The organism is Solitalea longa, from assembly GCF_002920915.1.
In the GTDB taxonomy this organism is placed as follows: Bacteria; Bacteroidota; Bacteroidia; order Sphingobacteriales; family Sphingobacteriaceae; genus Solitalea; species Solitalea longa.
Genome location: NZ_PQVF01000015.1, coordinates 17,436 through 37,768, shown reverse-complemented (window position 1 = coordinate 37,768; position 20,333 = coordinate 17,436). Strand labels below are relative to the sequence as shown.

General features: G+C 40.3%; 14 protein-coding genes. 1 reads left to right on the top strand and 13 read right to left on the bottom strand.

Translation table 11 applies throughout. The annotated features are described in order from the left end of the window. Positions 1–34: 34 nt before the first annotated feature. Positions 35–913, bottom strand: coding sequence for a cell division protein FtsX (locus C3K47_RS17295; RefSeq protein ID WP_103790423.1), 879 nt, complete (start codon positions 911–913; stop codon positions 35–37). Positions 914–1,118: 205 nt separating this feature from the next. Between C3K47_RS17295 and leuS the strand changes: the two genes are divergently transcribed. Beyond that, positions 1,119–3,887 (top strand): leucine--tRNA ligase, encoded by a 2,769-nt coding sequence (gene leuS / locus C3K47_RS17290; RefSeq protein ID WP_103790422.1) that lies wholly within the window; start codon positions 1,119–1,121, stop codon positions 3,885–3,887. Between the two features lie 146 nt (positions 3,888–4,033). On the opposite strand, the gene C3K47_RS19420 is transcribed toward leuS, so the two are convergent. From C3K47_RS19420 to murI, 12 genes are all read right to left on the bottom strand, one after another. Next, positions 4,034–4,222, bottom strand: a complete 189-nt coding sequence (locus C3K47_RS19420) for a hypothetical protein (protein WP_133159411.1) — start codon at positions 4,220–4,222, stop codon at positions 4,034–4,036. Between the two features lie 365 nt (positions 4,223–4,587). After that, positions 4,588–5,118 carry an aminoacyl-tRNA deacylase gene (locus C3K47_RS17285; protein ID WP_207765323.1) on the bottom strand — a complete coding sequence of 177 codons (531 nt, stop codon included), beginning with the start codon at positions 5,116–5,118 and terminating at the stop codon, positions 4,588–4,590. Between the two features lie 221 nt (positions 5,119–5,339). After that, a complete protein-coding gene (locus tag C3K47_RS17275) occupies positions 5,340–7,346 on the bottom strand; it encodes a glycoside hydrolase family 97 protein (RefSeq protein ID WP_103790420.1) in 2,007 nt (668 codons plus the stop codon). Positions 7,347–7,353: 7 nt separating this feature from the next. Then, positions 7,354–8,589 carry a glycoside hydrolase family 71/99-like protein gene (locus tag C3K47_RS17270; RefSeq protein ID WP_103790419.1) on the bottom strand — a complete coding sequence of 412 codons (1,236 nt, stop codon included), beginning with the start codon at positions 8,587–8,589 and terminating at the stop codon, positions 7,354–7,356. 106 nt (positions 8,590–8,695) lie between these two features. Further along, complete coding sequence (locus C3K47_RS17265) at positions 8,696–10,165, bottom strand: RagB/SusD family nutrient uptake outer membrane protein (RefSeq protein WP_165784727.1); 1,470 nt, start codon at positions 10,163–10,165, stop codon at positions 8,696–8,698. Between the two features lie 18 nt (positions 10,166–10,183). After that, on the bottom strand, positions 10,184–13,144 hold the full coding sequence (locus C3K47_RS17260) for a SusC/RagA family TonB-linked outer membrane protein (protein ID WP_103790417.1): 2,961 nt from the start codon (positions 13,142–13,144) through the stop codon (positions 10,184–10,186). Positions 13,145–13,165: 21 nt separating this feature from the next. Further along, the gene (locus C3K47_RS17255) at positions 13,166–14,266 is read right to left on the bottom strand and encodes a hypothetical protein (protein ID WP_133159410.1); all 1,101 of its coding nucleotides are present in this window, start codon (positions 14,264–14,266) and stop codon (positions 13,166–13,168) included. Positions 14,267–14,288: 22 nt separating this feature from the next. Continuing rightward, positions 14,289–14,819, bottom strand: coding sequence for a DUF5004 domain-containing protein (locus tag C3K47_RS17250; protein WP_103790415.1), 531 nt, complete (start codon positions 14,817–14,819; stop codon positions 14,289–14,291). Positions 14,820–15,055: 236 nt separating this feature from the next. Continuing rightward, positions 15,056–16,657 carry a DUF6377 domain-containing protein gene (locus C3K47_RS17245; protein WP_103790414.1) on the bottom strand — a complete coding sequence of 534 codons (1,602 nt, stop codon included), beginning with the start codon at positions 16,655–16,657 and terminating at the stop codon, positions 15,056–15,058. A gap of 110 nt (positions 16,658–16,767) precedes the next feature. Then, complete coding sequence (locus C3K47_RS17240) at positions 16,768–18,054, bottom strand: DEAD/DEAH box helicase (RefSeq protein ID WP_103790413.1); 1,287 nt, start codon at positions 18,052–18,054, stop codon at positions 16,768–16,770. A gap of 250 nt (positions 18,055–18,304) precedes the next feature. Then, positions 18,305–19,165 (bottom strand): hypothetical protein, encoded by an 861-nt coding sequence (locus C3K47_RS17235; protein ID WP_103790412.1) that lies wholly within the window; start codon positions 19,163–19,165, stop codon positions 18,305–18,307. Positions 19,166–19,361: 196 nt separating this feature from the next. After that, a complete protein-coding gene (gene murI / locus C3K47_RS17230) occupies positions 19,362–20,183 on the bottom strand; it encodes a glutamate racemase (protein WP_103790411.1) in 822 nt (273 codons plus the stop codon). Positions 20,184–20,333 lie beyond the last annotated feature (150 nt).

Genomic DNA, 20,333 nt, shown 5'->3' with positions numbered 1-20,333 from the left:
ATATTTTCTGGATGTTGCAATGGCAACTTTAGTTTTAAACGTATAAAGCGTCAATTTTCAGGCGTAAATAACGGGTTACTGCAAAATAGGTGCTGAACAGAGAAATCAGGATTCCTAATACGATCAGTCCGATAAATAAAAGACCGAACTCTGAATAGTCTTGCAGTACAATTAACTCCGGTACTTCCTGACGGGTAAGGTACAATACGCCCATAACCATTAGGGTTGCCAATAATCCGGCTAAAATTCCGTGCAATATTGCCATACCCAGGAACGGGCGGCGGATGAAGTTTTTGGTAGCTCCAACCAACTGCATGCTTTTAATAGTAAAGCGCTGTGAATAAATGGCCAGGCGAATCGTATTATTGATCAGGGCAAGGGCGATGAACAACAATAAACCGCCAAATCCTAAAATGATAAAGCTGATGGCTTTAAGGTTACGATTCATCGAATCAACCAGTGATTGCTGATATTTTACCTCTTTAACTAATGGTTTACTCGAAATAGTTTGAATGATCTTATCAATGTTAGCATTGTTGGCGTAGTCAGCCTTCATGTATACATCTATAGAGTATAATAAAGGGTTATAGCCAAGGAACTTTATAAAGTCTTCACCCAAATCTTTTGAAAGATTTTCAGCAGCCAGTTCTTTACTCACGTATACAGTTGATTTTACTGCAGGGGATTTTTCAATTTCCTTTTGCAAAGCAAGGATGTCAACCTCTTTGGCATCTTCGTTTAAATAAACATTAACTACGATATTTTCTTTCACATAATCAGAAAGTTTGCGGGCATGTAAAATGATCAAACCGGCAAGCCCAACCATTAATAACACCATTGCAATACTGATTACCGTGGTAATGTATACTCTTTTGGTCTTTCGTGAAACGTTGCTTTCTTCAAATTCTGACATAAGAATTCCTTTATAGGTGTTGCGAAAATACTAATTCAAATTACAAACGTAAACTTCAAGTAATTATTTCCGCGGTTAAATTCATATTTTCGCGTTTCTAATTGAGAATTACGGGTTACGGATGGCGCGTTAGAGGTTTAAATCTCAGTATATAAACCCTAGGCCGCGATCAGCAACCCGAAATTATTTTAATTATTCGACAAAGATGGAATATAAGTTTCGCGAAATTGAACAGAAATGGCAGAAGTATTGGGCCGAAAACCATACATACAAGGTTGACATCAACTTAAACAAGCCAAAATATTATGTACTGGATATGTTCCCATATCCATCAGGTGCAGGCTTGCATGTTGGTCACCCGCTCGGCTATATTGCCTCTGATATCTTTAGCCGTTTCAAACGATTAAAAGGATTCAATGTATTGCATCCAATGGGTTACGATGCATTTGGATTACCTGCCGAGCAATATGCCATCCAAACCGGTCAACATCCGGCTATCACCACAGATCAGAATACGAAACGTTATCGCGAACAGTTGGACCGTATTGGTTTTGCTTATGACTGGAGCCGCGAACTGCGTACCTGCGATGCCGACTATTATAAATGGACGCAATGGATCTTCATGCAGTTATTTGATGCATGGTACAATTTTGAGACGGATAAAGCTGAGCCTATTAATGTGCTGGTTGCCAAATTTGAGAACAATGGAACCAACGGTGTTAAGGCTGCTTGTGATGAGGATACCCGTTCTTTTACAGCTGCTGAATGGAATGCGATGAGCGAAGATGAGCAGCAAAAAGAATTGCTGAAATATCGCTTAACCTATTTGTCAGAATCAGTTGTTAACTGGTGCCCTGCGTTGGGAACTGTACTGGCAAACGACGAAGTGATAGGTGGTTTTTCAGAGCGCGGTGGTCATCCTGTGGAACAAAAGAAAATGAGCCAATGGAGTATGCGTATTTCGGCATATGCTGAACGTTTGCTACAGGGCTTAGATAATATCGACTGGCCGGAGCCTATTCGCGAAATGCAGCGCAACTGGATCGGTAAATCCGTGGGGGCGTTGTTGAAATTCAATTTAGAGAAGTTTGAGGATAAAATTGAGGTTTTTACTACTCGTTTAGATACCGTTTTTGGGGTAACCTTTTTAGTGTTGGCTCCTGAACATGAATTGGTAGATAAACTTACCACTCCCGAGCATAAGGCTGAAATAGAAGCTTACATTAATAAAACCAAGCAAAAGAGTGAGCGCGACCGGATGGCGGATGTTAAAACCGTTTCGGGGGCGTTTACAGGAGCTTTTGCCATTAACCCATTAAGCGGTGAAAAAGTGCCGGTTTGGATTGCTGATTATGTATTGGCCGGTTATGGTACTGGAGCGGTTATGGCCGTACCATCAGGCGATGAGCGTGATTACCGCTTTGCACAGCACTTTAACCTTCCAATTGTTCAGATCTTAGATAGTCAGGTAATCGATGAAACTGCCGACGCGACCAAAGAAGGTAAATACGTTAATTCAGGATTGATTGATGGAATGGACTATGCAGAGGCAATGAAAACTCTTGTTCATAAAATTGAAGCAGAAGGAACGGGGAAGGCTAAGACCAATTACCGTATGCGCGATGCTATTTTTGCCCGCCAGCGTTATTGGGGTGAACCGGTGCCTGTATATTTCAAAAATGGTTTGCCTTATTTAATTGACGAATCGGATCTGCCGCTGATCCTTCCGGAGATCGATAAATACCTGCCAACTGAAACCGGAGAGCCGCCATTGGCAAGAGCCGCCGGTTGGAAGTACAAAGGAGAATTTGAATACGAGCACAGCACCATGCCTGGATGGGCGGGGAGCAGCTGGTATTGGTACCGCTATATGGATGCTAAGAATGATTCGTCATTTGTTTCTAAAGAAGCCACCGATTATTGGAAAGATGTTGACCTATACATAGGCGGTTCGGAGCACGCTACAGGCCACTTGTTATATTCTCGTTTCTGGAATAAAGTATTGAAAGATCTTGGATATGTACAGGAAGAGGAGCCTTTCAAAAAGCTCATCAACCAGGGGATGATTCAGGGCCGATCAAATTTTGTGTACCGTATTATCGGAACCAACAAGTTTGTTTCCTACGGTTTGCGTAAGGATTACGACACACAGCCTTTACACGTAGATGTAAACATTGTTCATAATGATGTGTTGGATCTGGAGAAATTCAAAAAATCTATACCTGATTACGCTAATGCCGAATTTGTACTGGAAGATGGTAAATATATCTGCGGGCATGAGGTAGAGAAAATGTCGAAATCGAAGTACAATGTGGTGAGCCCTGACGATATTATTGAGCAATACGGTGCCGATACCCTGCGCATGTACGAAATGTTCCTGGGTCCATTGGAACAATCCAAACCATGGAACACCAATGGGATTTCGGGCGTTTACAATTTCCTTCGTAAGTTTTGGAATTTGTTTTTGGATGAAAAAGGAGAGGTTAGTGTAACTAACGAAGAGCCGAGCAAGGCCGAGTTAAAAGCTCTTCACAAGATCATTCAAAAGGTTGAAGAAGATGTTACCCGTTTCTCATTCAATACTTCGGTATCAAGTTATATGATCTGTGTAAATGAGCTTACGGCTTTAAAATGTAATAAACGTGCCATTTTAGAACCACTGGTAATTACCATTTGTCCTTATGCGCCTCATATTGCCGAAGAGTTGTGGAGCATTTTAAACCCAGGAAAAGGAAGTGTTATCGACGCCGTTTATCCTGAATTTAAACCTGAACATTTGGTGGAGGATGCATTTGATTATCCAATCTCTATTAATGGAAAGGTGAAAACCAAACTGAACGTTTCTTTGGCACTAGAGCCTGCTGATGTTGAAAAACTGGTTTTGGAAAGTAGCGATGTGAAAAAATACCTGGATGGCAAAACACCTAAAAAGGTGATCGTTGTGAAAGGCCGCATTGTTAATATGGTGATTTAGTAGGTTAATGAGGCTAAGCAGCCATTAGTAATTAATACATAACAAAGGCGATTCGAAAGGGTCGCTTTTGTTGTTTATAAGCAAAAAAAACGCGTTCCGAATTTCGGGACGCGTTTACATATGAAAGGTTATTTAAAAAAGCTTGTTTAGTCGGCGTTACAAAAATAATCGCAATTATTATCGTAAACCATTGCTGCACTTGGACCGTATTTCTGGTACTTTCTTCCTAGTAAATATTTTAGATAGTCATAAGTCTGTTGTGCATACTTAGTAGATGATTTGCCTGATTTGGAGATTTTCATGTCGGCGCTGAATGTTGAAGACGATGCTTTCATAACTATATAATTTGAGACTATAACTAAAATTCAAATGTTGTTCCGTTTTTAGAACACTACAAAAGTAACATGCCTTTTATTCAAAAAAACTGATAAAAATCAATTATTGTAAAAATAACACTTTGATAATGAGAATGTTTAATTAGTGCGGTTTGTTTACCTTTATGATGCTTTAGTTAATTATAGTAATTAAAATTTCTTATAATGTATATTTTATTCATCAGCCATTAAAATTTAAAAAACACAATCGGCTTTTTATGAATGATTTAAGTGTTGATAGCTAAAGTGGCTAAGTGTAGTTAAAAAAGGAAAAGCCTTTTCAGTTAAAAAAAATACTCTGCAATAAGCAGAGTATCGATAACGTGCTAGGCGGTAAATCGTGTTATGTGAGGGTGCACCAGGTTTTCAAATGATTTGAATGGCATTTGAATAAGTTCTTTATGTGAGCCCGAGTTAAATGCTATTTTCTGGTCATTAGATAGTTGTTCATCCACAAATACGTCCATGCCGTATAAGTTTCCGAAAGGAGGCATAGCGCCGGTTTCACAGTCCGGAAAATAGGTTCTGAATTCTCCTTCACTGGCCAGTGAAATATTGCTGGCTCCGGTTATTTCTTTCAAACGACCAATATCAATGCGGCAATGGCAAGGAAGAACGGCCATCATCATACGGTCATCAACTTTAAGCATTACGGTTTTTGCCATTTCATTGCCCGGAATATGGGCGGCGGCGGCAGTTCGTTGGGCAGTGGCGGTTGCCATGTGATCAATTACGGCGTACTGAACATTCTGGTTGTTCAAGTAATCCTCTAACTTTTTGCTTAGCATATATCCTCCTTTTTTTATTGTCAGATTAGCAGGCAAATGCGAACTGAAATTACGAATAAATGGCTTCATTATCAATTGAAATTGGTTTTTGGAAGCGCCCGGTGTTATAACAATATTCAATGGTAACCTGGGTGAACAGCGGGGTTATTTTTTTATAGCAGATTACCACTTCTCTTGCAAAATAAAAGCGGCATCAATAAAAAAAGCAGCCTTTTCAGGGGCTGCTCCAATAAACCAATTAATCAATGAAACAAGCGTTTTTCAATTGTTGTTTACATGAAAAAAATCTATTAATCGATCATTCTAAATCGGATGGCTTGTCCGCCACCGGCTGCCAGACTGATCTTCAATATTGATTCAGAATTTACTTTTGTTTGTGAAATAGCTACCGGAAGCGGGTTTGTATCATAGTTCGCACCTTCACCATCAGCATACACTTCGGCCATGTAGTTTTTTCCAGGTGTTAAGAAACTTAACTTGGCGTCAATGGTACAGGCTTTATCATTAGTGATAGATCCTAAGTACCAGTCATTGCTTTTGCGGTCCTTGCGGGCAATGGTTACAAACTCACCGATTTTGGCATCCAATACTTTAGTGGTTTCCCAATCGGTTGGAACATCTTCAATGAATTTAAAAGCCGGATTGTTCTCATAGTTCTTGGTCAGGTCGGCAGCCATTTGAAACGGACTATAAATCACCACGTACAATGCCAACTGTTTCGCTAAAGTAGTGTGAACTCTAAAGCCCCCGTCGTTTTTAAACTGAATGTCGAATATTCCAGGAGTGTAATCAATTGGGCCTGCTAAACCACGTGTAAAAGGGATAATGGTGGTATGAGAAGGCGTGTTACCTTCGCTCCATGCTTCATACTCGGTTCCGCGCACCCCTTCACGGGTCATTAGGTTAGGGTAGGTGCGACGTAAACCGGTATCTTTTATCGGCTCATGAATATCAACCATTACTTTGTGATTAGCTGCAGTTTCTACCACGTGCTGGTAGTGGTTAACCATAAACTGCCCCTGATGATACTCTTTGCCATTAATGCGTTTATTCACATAGCCTGTTTTAACTGCATGAATATTATTCTTCTCCAACAGCTTAAAGGCATCTTCCAACTGGCTTTCATAGTTGGCTACATTACCGCCGGTTTCATGATGAGAGATTAAAGCAACACCATTTTCTTGTGCGTATTTGCTCAGTTCGGCCATGTCAAAATCGGGGTAAGATTTGGTGAAGTTAAAATTTCCATCTTTTACCCAATCGCCATCCCAGCCTTCATTCCATCCTTCGGCAAGCACACCTTGAATGTTATGTTTTTTGTTAAAGTCGATCAAATCTTTAACGTTTTGAGTGGTGGCACCATGTTGCGGTCCCTGACCCCAGGTTTGGGTTTTAAGGTGCATACCCCACCAAACCCCGGTGTATTTACCTGGCTTTACATACGAAATATCGGTAAGTCTGTTAGGCTCGTTCAAATTGAGGATAAGGTAAGAGGTGATCAGATCGCCGGGTTTATCGGCAATTTGCAAAGTCCTCCACGGTGTATTCAATGAGCCTTTAACTTTCACTTTTACCCCATCGGCCCAAGGCACCAGATCACTTTTTAACAAGGTGGTTCCATTAGGTTTTAAGGTTGTTGAAGCATAATTGACCAATGCCGCCTCATGGATGCTTACAAACAAGCTGTCGTTTAGTTCCATAGTTAATGGCGTATGAACGTTTTGATCAAGCTTGCTAAGCATTGTTTTGGTAAAAGGCTGCTCTGAGTCTTGTGCGTCAGGAAATGCCGGAATCCACCATGCTTCTAAATCACGGGACATGTTAAACTCCGTGAGCTCATCCATAATTTGGTATTCGGTTAAACCCGGTTGTTCAGGTATCTCGTAACGAAATCCAACGCCATCATTATAAACCTTAAAAACAATATTCATTTTGCGTTTAAGGCCCTTTTTCTCTTGCAGCGATACTACCAGGCTTTTATAGTTATTACGGATATCCTTTACCTCACCCCATGGTTGTGTCCAGGTTTGATCAAAAGTGCCCGTTTTTGAATCAATAATTTTAAAATCTTTATCCAGCGAAGGAATATCTTTTAGGATAAAACCCATTTTCGAATCGTTAACAACCGAAAAGTTTCTTTTTCCAATGTTGTAATAAGGCACTCCGTCTTTCAACTGGAATGAAACGTTAAGGGTCCCGTCGGGAGACTTTACCGACAGTATTTGTGCGGTGGATTTACAACCCACAAACGAGGCACATACCAGCATCAGCAGGCATAAAACAATGTTTCTTTTCATCTTTCTCTTATTTAATTTCCTGCAGCAATGCTTTGGCTTCGGTTATTTTATTTGAAACGAGGTAGTAAAACACCTGGTCCAGTTTTTTCTGGTTTTCAGCAGAACCGGGATACTTTTTCCGCAGTTCATACAGTTTTGCTATCAATTCAAGTTCGGTTTGTGTATAGCTTACCCCCAGTTTACTTTGCAGGCTGGTTAAAAATCCATAGCCAAATTCTTTGGTAGGTTCTAACATCGTTCCTTCTCCATAATCATTCCAGGTAACCAGTTGAATGCTTTCTAATCCGCTGTTTAAAGCAAGATCGAGGGTGGCGTTAAAAGTTGAAATATTGTTATGGTCAATTGTAAAAGGATTGCTTCCCCAGCCGCCTTCGGTATAAAAAGCCTTAAAACCGGGATAGGCAGAGGCTACTTTTACACCAGCGTATGCATTGCCATAAAAATTAGTGAGATCGGTAAGGTTGGTCTTGTATACCCACCCAAATTCACCTGTGGCGTTTTTTCCGGCTTTACCTGATGCATTCCAAAGTGTGAAGAATGCAGGCTTTGTACTTAAACCGTTAAATACATTCGTCCACTCATTTTCAGTAGTAAAGGTTTGCGGACCGAAGACCATCAGCAATGGCTTGCCATTAACTTTTATGTACGATGATTTGTTAAAGTAATTTGATTGCAGGTAGGCCATATCTTGTTGAGCGGCTGCCAGCTTATCCGGAATTACCTGGGCATTGTAAGCAATGTTAATATTTTGATCTTCATAAACAATAGCAAAGGTTAAACCCACCTTGTCGAGCTTAGCGATAAGCTTTTCGGTGTTTTTAACCAGCAATGGGTAATCGTAAAGCACAGTTGTTCCTGGCCAATCGATGAAAACGCCATCAATGCCAGAAAGCTTCATGAGCAATAACTGATATTCGATAATAGCAGCATCACCTGAAGCATAGGGTCCTGTCAAGGGATAAAAATGTGCGGCAATTTCGCGCTGACCGCTACCATTAATAATATCGGGGTTTTTGTTGGCCATGGTCCAGTGCTGTCCCCATTTTCCATCAGGACTGGTTTCTTTTGATTCGAACCAGGGCATCAGGTGAACATAAACCTTTTGCGTTTTTGTTTTCTGCACCTTTTCAGCCGGATATGTCGTAACCTTAAATTCCTCCTTCGTTTGGGGCGCATCATCGCTTGATTTGCCACAGGCGCATACTATTAGCATTGCGCAAAGCAGCCAGGCGTGTATTTTCATTACTTTGCCGTTTAACGTAAAACAATGAAGTACGATTTAAGAAGTACGAAGTACAGTTTTGGTTAGCACCTTAACTGCACCTCGTCATCGTACTTCTTAACATTTATTAATAGCCTGGATTTTGCACCAGTTTGTTATTGGTTTGCATTGCCGAGGTAGGAATAGGATAGATCTCCCTGCGTTTATCAGTTTGATTCATCTCCCAGCCTTCAACACTGAATTTGCCAAAACGGATCTGATCGGTACGGCGGTGTTCTTCAAACAGGAACTCGCGAAGTAATTCGTCGTACATAAAATCAAGGTCAACATTTGCTGGAGTTTCAACATTCGCACGTTTTCTAACCGCCGCAACTATTGGCTGTGCCTGCCCACCACGTCCCAGGCGAATCAAGGCTTCAGCCTTCATTAGCATTACTTCAGCATAACGGATCAATACATAATCATTGCTGCGTTCCCATTTGTCGCCTTTAGAGTTTTGATATTTGATATCGCGTATACCATCACTTTGGGTGGCGCTTTCCAAACTTACCGCATCAGTGTAGTTTACAGGGTTTCCATCAGATTGTAAAAGCTGAGAACCATCAGGTGCTAATAAAGGACCTTGTAATAAGCCTTTGCGACGAGCATCGTTTTCTTCAAATTTTCCATACACACCAGGTTCGCAGCAATAACCGTTTACAAAGTCGGCCGTAGTTTGAAACGCCACTCTCGACTGGTAGTGCAATGCCAGCGACTGCTTGAAGTTACCCAAGGTTACTGTTGCGTCGTAAGGAACAACAAAGATATTTTCAACCGAACCCTGATTTTCTGTTAAGAAGTTATCAAGGAAATTAGTTTGAAGCGAATAACCGGTTACCTGGTCACAAGCATCAATACATTCCTGCCACATTGGAGTGCCTTTAAACACTTCGGCATTGATATACAAACGAGCCAGTAAACTGTAACCTGCTGCTTTGGTAAACTTGCCATAACCACTAGTAGGTAGTTTGCCTACTATATCCTTTAGCTCTGATTCGATGAAGTTAAACACTTCTGCGCGGGTAGATTTGGCTTTTACCTCTTTATCATTATAATCAATTTGCAGCGGAACATTACCGAACATGTCGCATAAGCGATAGTAATAGTAGGCTCTAACACCTCTTAGCTCCGCTTTTACATTTGCTTTCTGATCGGCAGTCAGGCTTGATTGATCAACCTGGAAAATAATTGAGTTAACAATGGTAATACCTGAATAAAGCATTTCCCAGGTTACCTGAATTAAGTTTTCATCAGGCTTCCAATTGTGACGCTGAACGCGTTGATGTACCCCGCCGTCATACCAGTCGGTTCCGCGGGTAGGAATTACCGCTTCGTCAGAAGCATTTTCATTTAATTCGTAGGTGTAATCTAATGGGAAATGCCCGGCATAACCACGTAGCGAAGCGTACGCACGGCCTACAATGGTTTCGATTTCCTGCGGCGTTTTTCCGTATTCATCCGTAGGGATAGTGTTATACAGTTTCTCATCAAGATTTGTACAACTGTTTACTGTTAATAACAGAGGTATTAGCGGTATATATAAAAGTTTCTTTTTCATGATGTTCATGGTTTTCGATTAGAACGATAAGCTGGCTCCTATTGAGAATGTTCTCGCTTTTGGATATGTTCCAGGATTTGACCCTCCCTGCGGAGTGATAAAGTTGTCGATACCCGGCATTGACAAACCGTCTAAGCTGATCTCCGGATCGGCACCATCGTATTTAGTGATCAGGAATAAGTTTTCACCGGTAACATAAACACGGGCATTGTGCAACCAAGAGTTAGCTTTGGTTTTGAACCTGTAGCCTAAAGTGAGGTATTGCATGCGAAGGAATGAACCATTCTGGATCCAGTAGCTGGAGAAACGGGCTTGATCGGTCAAGTTATCTTTTAATGATGCATCAGGAACGTTATTAGATGGTAAACGATTATCATCAGTGATGCTCATGCCGGTAGCATTCAATAATTTTTGTCCGAACAAACCATACATTGAGAACCCTGCGTCAAAGTTTTTGTAGCTGAAATTCATTCCCAAACCTCCGGTGAAATCAGGCTGTGCATCTCCTAAATATTGTCCGTCTGCATCAGTAATCTGACCATCTTCATTTAGGTCTTCCAGCATGAACTTGCCATTCTCATCAATGCCTAAGAATTTAGGTCCCCAGAAAGTGCCCGGAGCATAACCTTCTTTGATCACCTGGGTGTAAACGTTGGAAAATCCGCGGTTTACCAATAAGCCGCTATAAACAGCTTCCGTAGTATATGCATCATTAGAAAGCTTAGTGATCTTCTGCTTGTTTTTAGCAATGTTAAAGTCGATGTTCCACTTAAATTTATCAGTATTGTAAACAGAAGCGTTTAAGGTAAGTTCAACCCCTTTGTTGCTCAGGTTACCCACGTTAGCCAAAATGGTGCTGTATAAATATGGAGGCTGAGGCACGCGATAGGTATAAAGCAAATCGTTGGTTTGCTTGTCGTAATAATCAATGGTACCGGTAATACGGTTAAATAAGGTAAAGTCGGCACCAATATCTAACTGTGCGGTAGTTTCCCATTTTAAATCAGGGTTATTGTTTTGGATAGGGCCATAAGCGTTTTTCCATGAATCAGATGCCGAATCATAGTACAATTCGCCATTTAATGGGCCGCTCAAGGCTAAAGAAGTGTAAGGCGCAATACCTTCCTGGTTACCTGATAAACCGTAACCAGCTCTCACTTTTAACTGATTCAGCCAGTTAACATCTTTCAGGAACGCTTCCTCGGCCATGTTCCAGGCAATAGCACCTGAAGGGAACAATCCCCATTTATTGTTTGCACCAAACTTGGTTGAACCGTCGTTACGCAAGGTACCCGAAACCATGTACTTGCCTTTGTAGTTATAACTGGCACGACCGAAGAAAGAGATCAGTTTCCAGTCGGTTTTACCATTGTAAATATCGCTTACACGGTAATCCTGGCCCGATCCTAAATTATAATAACCAAATGTGTCGGAGTTGAAGCCACGACGAGATAAACCATAGAACTCATTCTGACTATCGAAATAAGAGTAACCACCTACTAAGTTTATTGAATGATCGGCGGCAATTTTAGCATCATAGTTCAGGTACAGTTCCATTAACTTCTCATTCACTTTATTGCCGGTTTGAGAACCAAAACCATCATCGTTCTGGCCGGTCATAGAGTTGGTAGGAGCGTAGTATAATCCTTCGAAACTGTTGTTGATGAACGAAAGGTTAGCCACTGCTTTTAATCCTTTTACAATTTCAAAATCAAATTTCGAAACACCTAAGAAACGGTTGGTGGTATTGTCATTTTTCAATTGCTCCAACTGGGCCACCGGGTTGTTATAGTCCAGGTTCCCTTTAGCCTCAAAGTAGTTGCCGTCGGCATCATAAATTGGCATAGTTGGGTTTACGTTATACATGTAACGTAAGGCGTTGTAATCAATTGGCTTAAACTTATCGTAAGTAGAGCTTAAGCTTAGGTCAATATTCAGCCTGTCGTTAATTGCTTTTTGTGTTACGTTGATCTTTCCATTTAAGCGATTGAGCTTGCTGGTTATGATGGTACCATTGTTTTGCATTAAGTTCAATGAAGCACGGTAGGTACTTTTATCATTTCCGCCTGATAAAGCAAGGTTATAGCCTTGAGAAAACGAATTTTGAGAAATTGCATCCTGCCAATCGGTTGTAGCGCCATAATCAACTGCTCCACCAATTTCATGGTCTCTTACATATTTTCTCCACTGGTTAGCAGATAACATGTCGATGCTATTAGCAGTATATCCGAAAGAACCATAGCCCGAAAGGTCAACTTTAACACGACCGGCCGCTGGTCTTTTGGTATTAACAATGATTACCCCGTTTGCACCTCTGGCACCATAAATTGCGGTTGCCGAAGCGTCTTTCAATACATCCATCGACTCAATGTCGTCAGCTGCAATGGTATTAATGTCGGCTCCTAATACACCGTCAACTACCACCAATGGATAACTGCTAGCAGTTAATGAAGTTCCACCACGTAAACGCATTGAAGAACCGTTGGTAGGGTCGCCACCTGCACGGTTAACTATTAAACCCGCAATACGGCCTTGTAATACCTGCTCGGTTGAGGTGATCACCCCTTTGGTAAACTTATTGGAGTTTACCGAGTTGATGGCACCGGTAAGGTCACTTTTACGTGCCGAACCGTAACCGATAGACACCACCGTTACCTGCGATAGGGAAGTAACACTTTCCTGGAGGGTAACGAACATGGTTGGGTTAGCGATCATTTCGCGGGCATCAAAACCTATAAAGGCGAAATGTAAAATGGTTTTTTCTGCAACGGTAATTTTAAACTTACCATCATTATCGGTGGTGGTTCCGGCTGAGGAACCTTTTACTGAAACAGAAACACCCGGAAGCGGAGTACCCTTCGTATCAACTACAGTACCGTTTACTGTAATATCAGCTACAGGTTTTGCGAAGGCCATGGCGCTCAAACAAACGAGCAGCAACAAAGCCAGGTTATAGCGTAATAATCTTGTTAAGTTCATGATATTAATTTCTTAGGAGAATTAATTGACAATTGGAGTTAAAGCCATATCGGTGTCGAGTAGGTTCGCTCCCGAATTAGTTTTAATGGTCACGTGGATCTTATCAACGTTTTGTTCCTTTAAAGGGGTAACCAAATCGATGTAAGCACGGTAATTTGGTTTAACACCTTCAAACTTGCCGGTAACTTTTGTAGTACCCATGGTTACCTCATAATTCAAGTCTGATGCATCCAAATCGCCGTTTACGGCCACTAAGGTTAAGATGTCTTTCTTGGTTATTTTTTGAGGGAACAAGCTGTAGCTAGGCGTTACCACTACAATGCCAGTGCTGTTGAATAAGAAGTCGGCACAGTTGGTATCAAAGCCCAATTTGCTCCAGGTGTCGTTGGCAAATACCGCGTTAACTTTGGTAATGGCTATCTCCTGTCCATAATATTCCCATGGAATCATGTCCATACGGTAAATATTATCACCTAAATGGGTAAGCTTGGTTTTGGCAAGGTTGGCTGGATTGTTTTCAACGATCACTTTCCAGTCGTTTAAGCCCGAGTGCATATGAACTTCAGAAGCTGTTGCCAAAGCACCTTGGGTGGCGTTGGTTGCACAATCACTCCAGGTTTTTCCTGCATTTATTAAAATTGAGAAGGGTCTGTCGCCTTTAATGGTTTTTGGATAGAAATCACTGATCCTGGTGTTTTTGATATCCGTAAAATTGTATAGGTTGATCGCGTTTCCTTTGTCAGGAGCAAAGGCATCCGAAACTTTCGAACCGTCTTTGGTTTTCAATAAACCATACAATGAAACGATCTGATCAGCAGGTACATGATAATAATCAGAAGGAACCATAGTGATTTTCCACACGGTACCCTCTACATGGGTAAGCTTGGCAAAATCGGATGAATTGGCCCAGTTACCGGCATCAGGCTCACTAGGGAACCATGACCATAAGTAAATGGCGTCGGTTTCGGCTTCTAACTGTGTGCCTTTTACATCAAAAAACAAGGTTACTTGCTCATCGGCTTTAAAAATAGCCGGCTGTGTCCAGATTTCATTAATCGCATTCTGACACATTCCTATAAATGGAAGCAGTAAAAGAACTGCTGAAAGTAAATATCTTTTCATTTTAAGTATTTGTTAGAATTGATTATTCAACCGGTTTTAGTGAGAATTGATAAGAAAGGAATGGAGTTCCGGCACTCGTACGTACCAATCGAAGATCCATATTGGTGGTTGCTCCGGGCATCGTGGTCACTTCCAGCTCGTCAATTTTTTGAGTTTTAGCCTCGTCTGAATACAAGAAGATCTTAGCGGTTTTGCCGGTCGTAAATGCGGCATCCATTTGCCAAAAACCTTCTTTGGTAAATAACTCTGGTGCATTGCCGCTTACTGAATAGGAGGTAGGGTTGTTTTCGGCATCAACATTAAAAGTGATTTTCATGTCTTTAAAGTTGAATTTGCCGTACAAGTTTACCTGGGTTAACGAGCCACCGGTAGATTTTGCCAGCTCGTCTGTTTGATTTAGCCCGGTCAATTGCCATTGACCCTGAACTTTCTCGTAGCGTGTGATAGGTGCCACATAGCTACCGTCGTCTTTCTTTTCACAGCTGCTTGTTGTTGTTGCTAAGGCAAGGAACATCAAACAGCCGAAAAGAGCGTGTTGACTTTTCGTTTTCATTTGCTGTGTAAATAAATTGGTTACTTAAATCGGTCTTTAAATAAATCGGTTGTGCGACAAAAAGCCCCGGAGCCAAGTCACAAAACAAAAGAAAGAGGAAAAAGGAAGCAGAGCAATGAATTAAACTTCAATATAGAAAATAAAGTCTATTTTGTGTTTCAACTAACTGTTTATTAGCTAGTTGTCTGGTTTGCTAATCAAGATGGATATGGATAAAATATAGACGAACAATGAGTTTATATGGCTTTTATGGCCATAATTTTGTCTTCAAACTCATCATTTGAAACCCATGATTTGTTTTTTATTCGGGTTTTATAAGAATAGATAGTATTCACTGAAAAATCGAGGATCTGCGCGATCTTTTCATTGTCGGTAATACCCAATCTTATCAGGGCGAAAATGCGTAGCTCGGTATTCAATAATTCTAGTCCGGTAGGTCGAATCTGATCTTCTTCTTTGAACAAGGCGTTAAAGTCGGGAACGAAATGAGGGAACAAACGAAGGAACACTTTATCAAATCCATGATATAATTCTTCACGCTCTTTCTTTAAATCGATGCGGTTAACATGTAGTTTGATCTCATCCAGTTTTCGGGCTTCCACATTTTGCACGATCACTTTCTTAAAGCGGCCTATCTTATCAATATAATTTGAATTGATATGGAACGAATAACCAATGTACTCTTCCTTGATCTTTTCGGCTTCCAACAACGTATGATTCATTTCCTGCAATGAGGCATTTGAAGCGGTGATCACTTTTTCAGCTTCTTTCAGCTTTTTAACCTGCTTAATGATAATGAAGATAAAGCCGATGATCACCAATGTTAATAAGGTGATAATCGATGAGTACATGATCAAAGCGCGTTTTTGAGCTTCAATACTGTTCAGTTTTTCACCGGCAATAATGGGCATCACCGAGCTCACCTGAATTTTACGCTGGCGGGCTCCATAAAATGCGGCATCTTCCGAAGCCTGCTTTATATAATCATAGGCTCTTTTTACATCGCCTTGCTGATACAGCAAATTGGCCAGAATTAAAATGGCGGTAGTTTCTTTTGTTGATGACTTAATATCGGCAATGGCGGCCTGTGCCAGTAGTTCAATGGCATTATTATAATCCGAACGACGGATATAAATATCGCTCATCGTAGAAGTGGTGATCGCGTACTGGTGATTATTCAGCCTGAAATTGGCCAAAATCTTTTGAAAAATGCCCAGAGCCGTATCCAGCTTATTTTCTTTCAGGTCCTTTAATGCCTGCATTGATAAATAATCATAAGAATTTGGCGACAAAAGCGCCGAAGCTGAATCGATAAATCGGCTTCCAAGCTGGTTGTACTTGTTGGTATAATAGGTGTCTTTATTATAGTCGCCCAGGTTATAATAAGACGTTCCCATTAGCGAATAATACTCTTGCTTCAGCGTTGCCGGCAAATGCTTGGTTTTGACCGCGTTTAAGGTATCGAAACCTTCTTTGAACATTCCCGATGAAAGCAAAATAAAGCCTTGCTTGATCTTTACTGATTCAATAAGGGAAGGGTCTTTTATTTTTGCAGCCAGTTTTTGCAGCTTGTTGATGTAAATAAAAGCCGAATCGTAGCTGTAGGTTCGGTATTGGTCGTACAGCGATGAATAAATTTTAAATTGCTGATAAACGTCAAGTTTCTCCGTATTTATAATGCTTTGTTTTAAAGCACTGATCTCCTTATTTTTTTGAGCATCGAATAGCTGACGCTGTTCAAGTATCTGATCTAATTTTTGTAAAGTGCTGTCAGGAAGGGTAGAGGCAAAGCTTAAATTACAAGAAACAACTAGTAAGAATGTAAACAGGTACTTCATGAAAGATCGCTATTCAGTTTAAACGGGTTTATCGGCTTAAAGTAAAATAATTGAAATGAAAAATTGCTAAATTTTTTCCGAATAATTTAGCAATTGTTTCCTGCGCTGTTTTATTTAGCCTTTTGATCTCCCTTTCGATGTTGTTTTTTCTTGCTGTGCTGAGTGGCACCCTTGTTTTTATTATGAGAAAAACCACGCTTTTGGCGGTTATCATTCTTTTTTTGCGTTTGCTGATCCTGAACTTCTAACATTCGCTGAACCGTTAGAGGGAAAGGATGATCTTCAATTGTAGGAATGGCCTTTCCGATAAGCTTAACAATATCTTTGAGGTAGGTCATTTCTTCTGCATCACAAAACGATAGTGCTATACCGTTTGCCCCGGCACGACCAGTTCGGCCGATGCGATGCACATACGTTTCTGCTTCGTAAGGCAAATCGAAATTAATAACATGCGTTAAGTCGTCAATGTCGATACCGCGTGCAGCAATATCGGTGGCAACCAATACCCTTATTTCTTTGCTCTTGAAATTGGTTAATGCTCTTTGTCGGGCGTTTTGCGATTTATCACCATGAATGGCTTCGGCCTTAATTTTAACCTTGTTCAGTTCACGGGAAATACGGTCGGCGCCATGTTTGGTGCGGCTGAATACAAGGGCCGTTTCAATTGATTTATCTTCCAAAATATGATTGAGCAGCGCACGCTTGCTACCTTTATCAACCATATAAACCGATTGGTTAATTTTTTCAGCAGTGGATGAAACCGGTGTTACTTCTACCTTTACCGGATTAGTTAAGATGCTATCAGCCAGTTGTTGGATTGCCGGAGGCATAGTAGCCGAGAAAAATAAGCTATGTCGCTTTGCAGGCAGCTTACTGATCACTTTTTTTACATCATTGACAAAACCCATGTCGAGCATTCGATCGGCTTCATCTAACACAAACATTTGGATTTTATGAAGATGGATGAACTTTTGATTCATCAGATCGAGCAAACGACCAGGAGTGGCAATTAAAATGTCCACGCCTTTGCTTAAAGCCGTGGTTTGCGCCAACTGTGAAACCCCTCCGTAAATAACCAAATGTTTTAGTTTGAGGTTTTTGCCATAAGCGGCAAAGCTTTCGCCAATTTGTATGGCCAGTTCGCGGGTAGGAGTAAGAATTAAAGCCTTTATAGCTTTGGGTCCTTGCTCATGTCGGCTGTTTGCCTGTAGCAATTGAAGGATAGGAATAGCAAAAGCTGCTGTTTTCCCGGTGCCTGTTTGGGCACAACCTAAAAGGTCTTTTCCTTCTAGCAAAACAGGAATTGCCTGTTCTTGAATAGGAGTAGGTTGTGTATATCCTTCAGTCTGTAATGCCTTTAAAATCGGCTCTATTATATTGAGTTCGTTAAATGTCATGTTTATGAATTGTGAAGAAACTAAATTCTCCGATTGTTTTTCCAAGTAAAATAGGACCTGGCTTATTTTAAGGGAGCTAAGGTACACAAAGTTTAATGGTTATTGGTTTATAGTTCTTGGAGGATAGAAAACAAGAAATGCGATTTTAGATTTATGAAGTGCAATTTTAAAAGAGCAATGTAGACAACACAGTAGGGAATGCCTATAAACTATCGCATCCAGGTTGACCGGAGTCTATATCGACCCTAGGTTAAACTTTTACAAACGCCAAATAAATTGCCATTGAAACAAAGAATATTCCCAAACCTAAAAAAAGCCATATTCCTTCTTCATTATCTTTTTGATTTGTTTCATTATAACTACTTAATGAAAGATAAATTTTTTGCGCGTCAGTAAGCCCGTAAACAGATATGAATTGATAATTAACTGTTTTATCAAAGAAATTTAGTTTTTTTTCCTTTGTGATTTTTTTCAAATATTCATCTTTAAGAATGTAAACATTTAATGTGTCTCCCGTATTTACATAATTAATATAGTCGTCGACATAGGTTGATGAAAATGCTACTCCATTTATATCAAAATCAAAATTTGGATAATCCTTTAACTTAATTTTAATGGATTTAGAACCCTTTGATCCTTTTGTTATTTCCGGCTGATTGATAATTACACTGGAGATTTTTGAAAGTTCATTATAAGAAAGTTGCTTGTCTTTTTTTAAGTAACTATTATAAGCGCCATAGAATAATAACGCACCAATTAATGAGGAACCAATTGAATAATAAAGATTATTCCTTTTTTGCCAGTTTTTTTCACCCTCAAGATCTCGTTGTTTACCATTAATTAAGTATGATCTTATGAGGTAATAATTATGATATGCGTTGGATGTAATTTTATACCTGGTTTCTTCCGTATAAATAGTAAGGTCAGTCCAAGTTAGATATTTATTTTTCTTATCAATTTCTGTCCAACTCTTGATTTCTTCAAAATAAATCGTCTTTTTAATATAACCCAAAATTGATTTTACAATAAGTTTATCAGCATATATCTCTAAGTTGTCTACCCATAAGATTGAACCAATCGATACAAGACCGAAAAGTCCAAAAAATCCCACCCCATAAAAAGTCCCGCAAATTGAGGATACTCACTTTTAAAGGCATTAATAGTCAAGTAATAGGAAGGAATTAAGAAACCTATGCCACCAAGGATTAAAACGAATAGGACCCAATTCGCTCGATCAGATTTAATTATTGATTGTTGGTTTAAGTTTAGCTTTCTGCAATCAAGTTCCTTACTGCGCATTCGTGTTTTTATAATACCAACAATTCTGATTTTACCGGCTTGCCGAAAAAGCGGCTGGCATGGGTATCAAAAATTTCAGTAGAATCAGTGGTTAAAAAACGGCGGCTACCTTCTTTGCTGCACTTCTCTTCAATTTCGGGATGACGGTTCAAATAATCAGCTAAACTATGGGCTACAATTTCACCTTGTGAAAGGAGTTTGATATTTGCCGGAAGTTGCTTTAAGATCTTTGCCGATAATAAAGGGTAGTGTGTACAACCTAACACAATGGTATCGATCTCTTTTGAATTATTGAGTAAACGGTCGATATGCTGTTTTACAAAATAATCAGCTCCGGCGCTGTCATATTCATCATTTTCAACCAAAGGAACCCACATCGGACAAGCTTCCTGGTAAACATTTACCTCAGGATAAAACTTTTGTATTTCAATAGGATATGATTTGGACGCCACGGTTCCGGCCGTTCCTAAAATGCCCACTTCCTTTGATCGGGTATATTTGCCAATTATTTCAGCTGTTGGTCGTATAACTCCTAAAACTCGTTTGTCGTCGCCCCTCTTCGGCAAGTCATTTTGTTGAATACTTCGTAATGCCTTTGCCGAGGCCGTATTGCAGGCCAATACAATCAGCGAGCAGCCCATGTTAAAAAGATGGTTAACACACTCTAAGGTATAATGATAAACGGTTTCGAAGGAGCGGGTGCCATAAGGCGCCCTGGCATTGTCGCCAAGGTATAAATAATCATACTCAGGAAGTTGTCTTACCACTTCCTTTAATACGGTTAATCCTCCGTAACCCGAATCAAAAACTCCAATAGGCCCTTTTTGCATAAATATCGATTGTGGGCTCAAAATTAAGATTTAAGTATAAAGTACAAAGTACAAAGTGCAAGAGGCTTTGTGCCACTCTGTGAATTTTCTATGGTTTGATAAAGGGGCGGTTGATTAAAACATTCTCACATTCTCTCCTTCAATCATTCT

Excerpts from the sequence above, each read along its gene's own strand:
- C3K47_RS17275 (WP_103790420.1), bottom strand. The coding sequence starts at position 7,346 with ATGAAAAGAAACATTGTTTTATGCCTGCTGATGCTGGTATGTGCCTCG.
- C3K47_RS17270 (WP_103790419.1), bottom strand. The coding sequence starts at position 8,589 with ATGAAAATACACGCCTGGCTGCTTTGCGCAATGCTAATAGTATGCGCC.
- C3K47_RS17245 (WP_103790414.1), bottom strand. The coding sequence starts at position 16,657 with ATGAAGTACCTGTTTACATTCTTACTAGTTGTTTCTTGTAATTTAAGC.
- C3K47_RS17250 (WP_103790415.1), bottom strand. The coding sequence starts at position 14,819 with ATGAAAACGAAAAGTCAACACGCTCTTTTCGGCTGTTTGATGTTCCTT.
- C3K47_RS17260 (WP_103790417.1), bottom strand. The coding sequence starts at position 13,144 with ATGAACTTAACAAGATTATTACGCTATAACCTGGCTTTGTTGCTGCTC.
- C3K47_RS17285 (WP_207765323.1), bottom strand. The coding sequence starts at position 5,118 with ATGAAGCCATTTATTCGTAATTTCAGTTCGCATTTGCCTGCTAATCTG.
- C3K47_RS17295 (WP_103790423.1), bottom strand. The coding sequence starts at position 913 with ATGTCAGAATTTGAAGAAAGCAACGTTTCACGAAAGACCAAAAGAGTA.
- C3K47_RS17265 (WP_165784727.1), bottom strand. The coding sequence starts at position 10,165 with ATGAAAAAGAAACTTTTATATATACCGCTAATACCTCTGTTATTAACA.
- murI (WP_103790411.1), bottom strand. The coding sequence starts at position 20,183 with ATGCAAAAAGGGCCTATTGGAGTTTTTGATTCGGGTTACGGAGGATTA.
- C3K47_RS17255 (WP_133159410.1), bottom strand. The coding sequence starts at position 14,266 with ATGAAAAGATATTTACTTTCAGCAGTTCTTTTACTGCTTCCATTTATA.
- leuS (WP_103790422.1), top strand. The coding sequence starts at position 1,119 with ATGGAATATAAGTTTCGCGAAATTGAACAGAAATGGCAGAAGTATTGG.
- C3K47_RS19420 (WP_133159411.1), bottom strand. The coding sequence starts at position 4,222 with ATGAAAGCATCGTCTTCAACATTCAGCGCCGACATGAAAATCTCCAAA.
- C3K47_RS17240 (WP_103790413.1), bottom strand. The coding sequence starts at position 18,054 with ATGACATTTAACGAACTCAATATAATAGAGCCGATTTTAAAGGCATTA.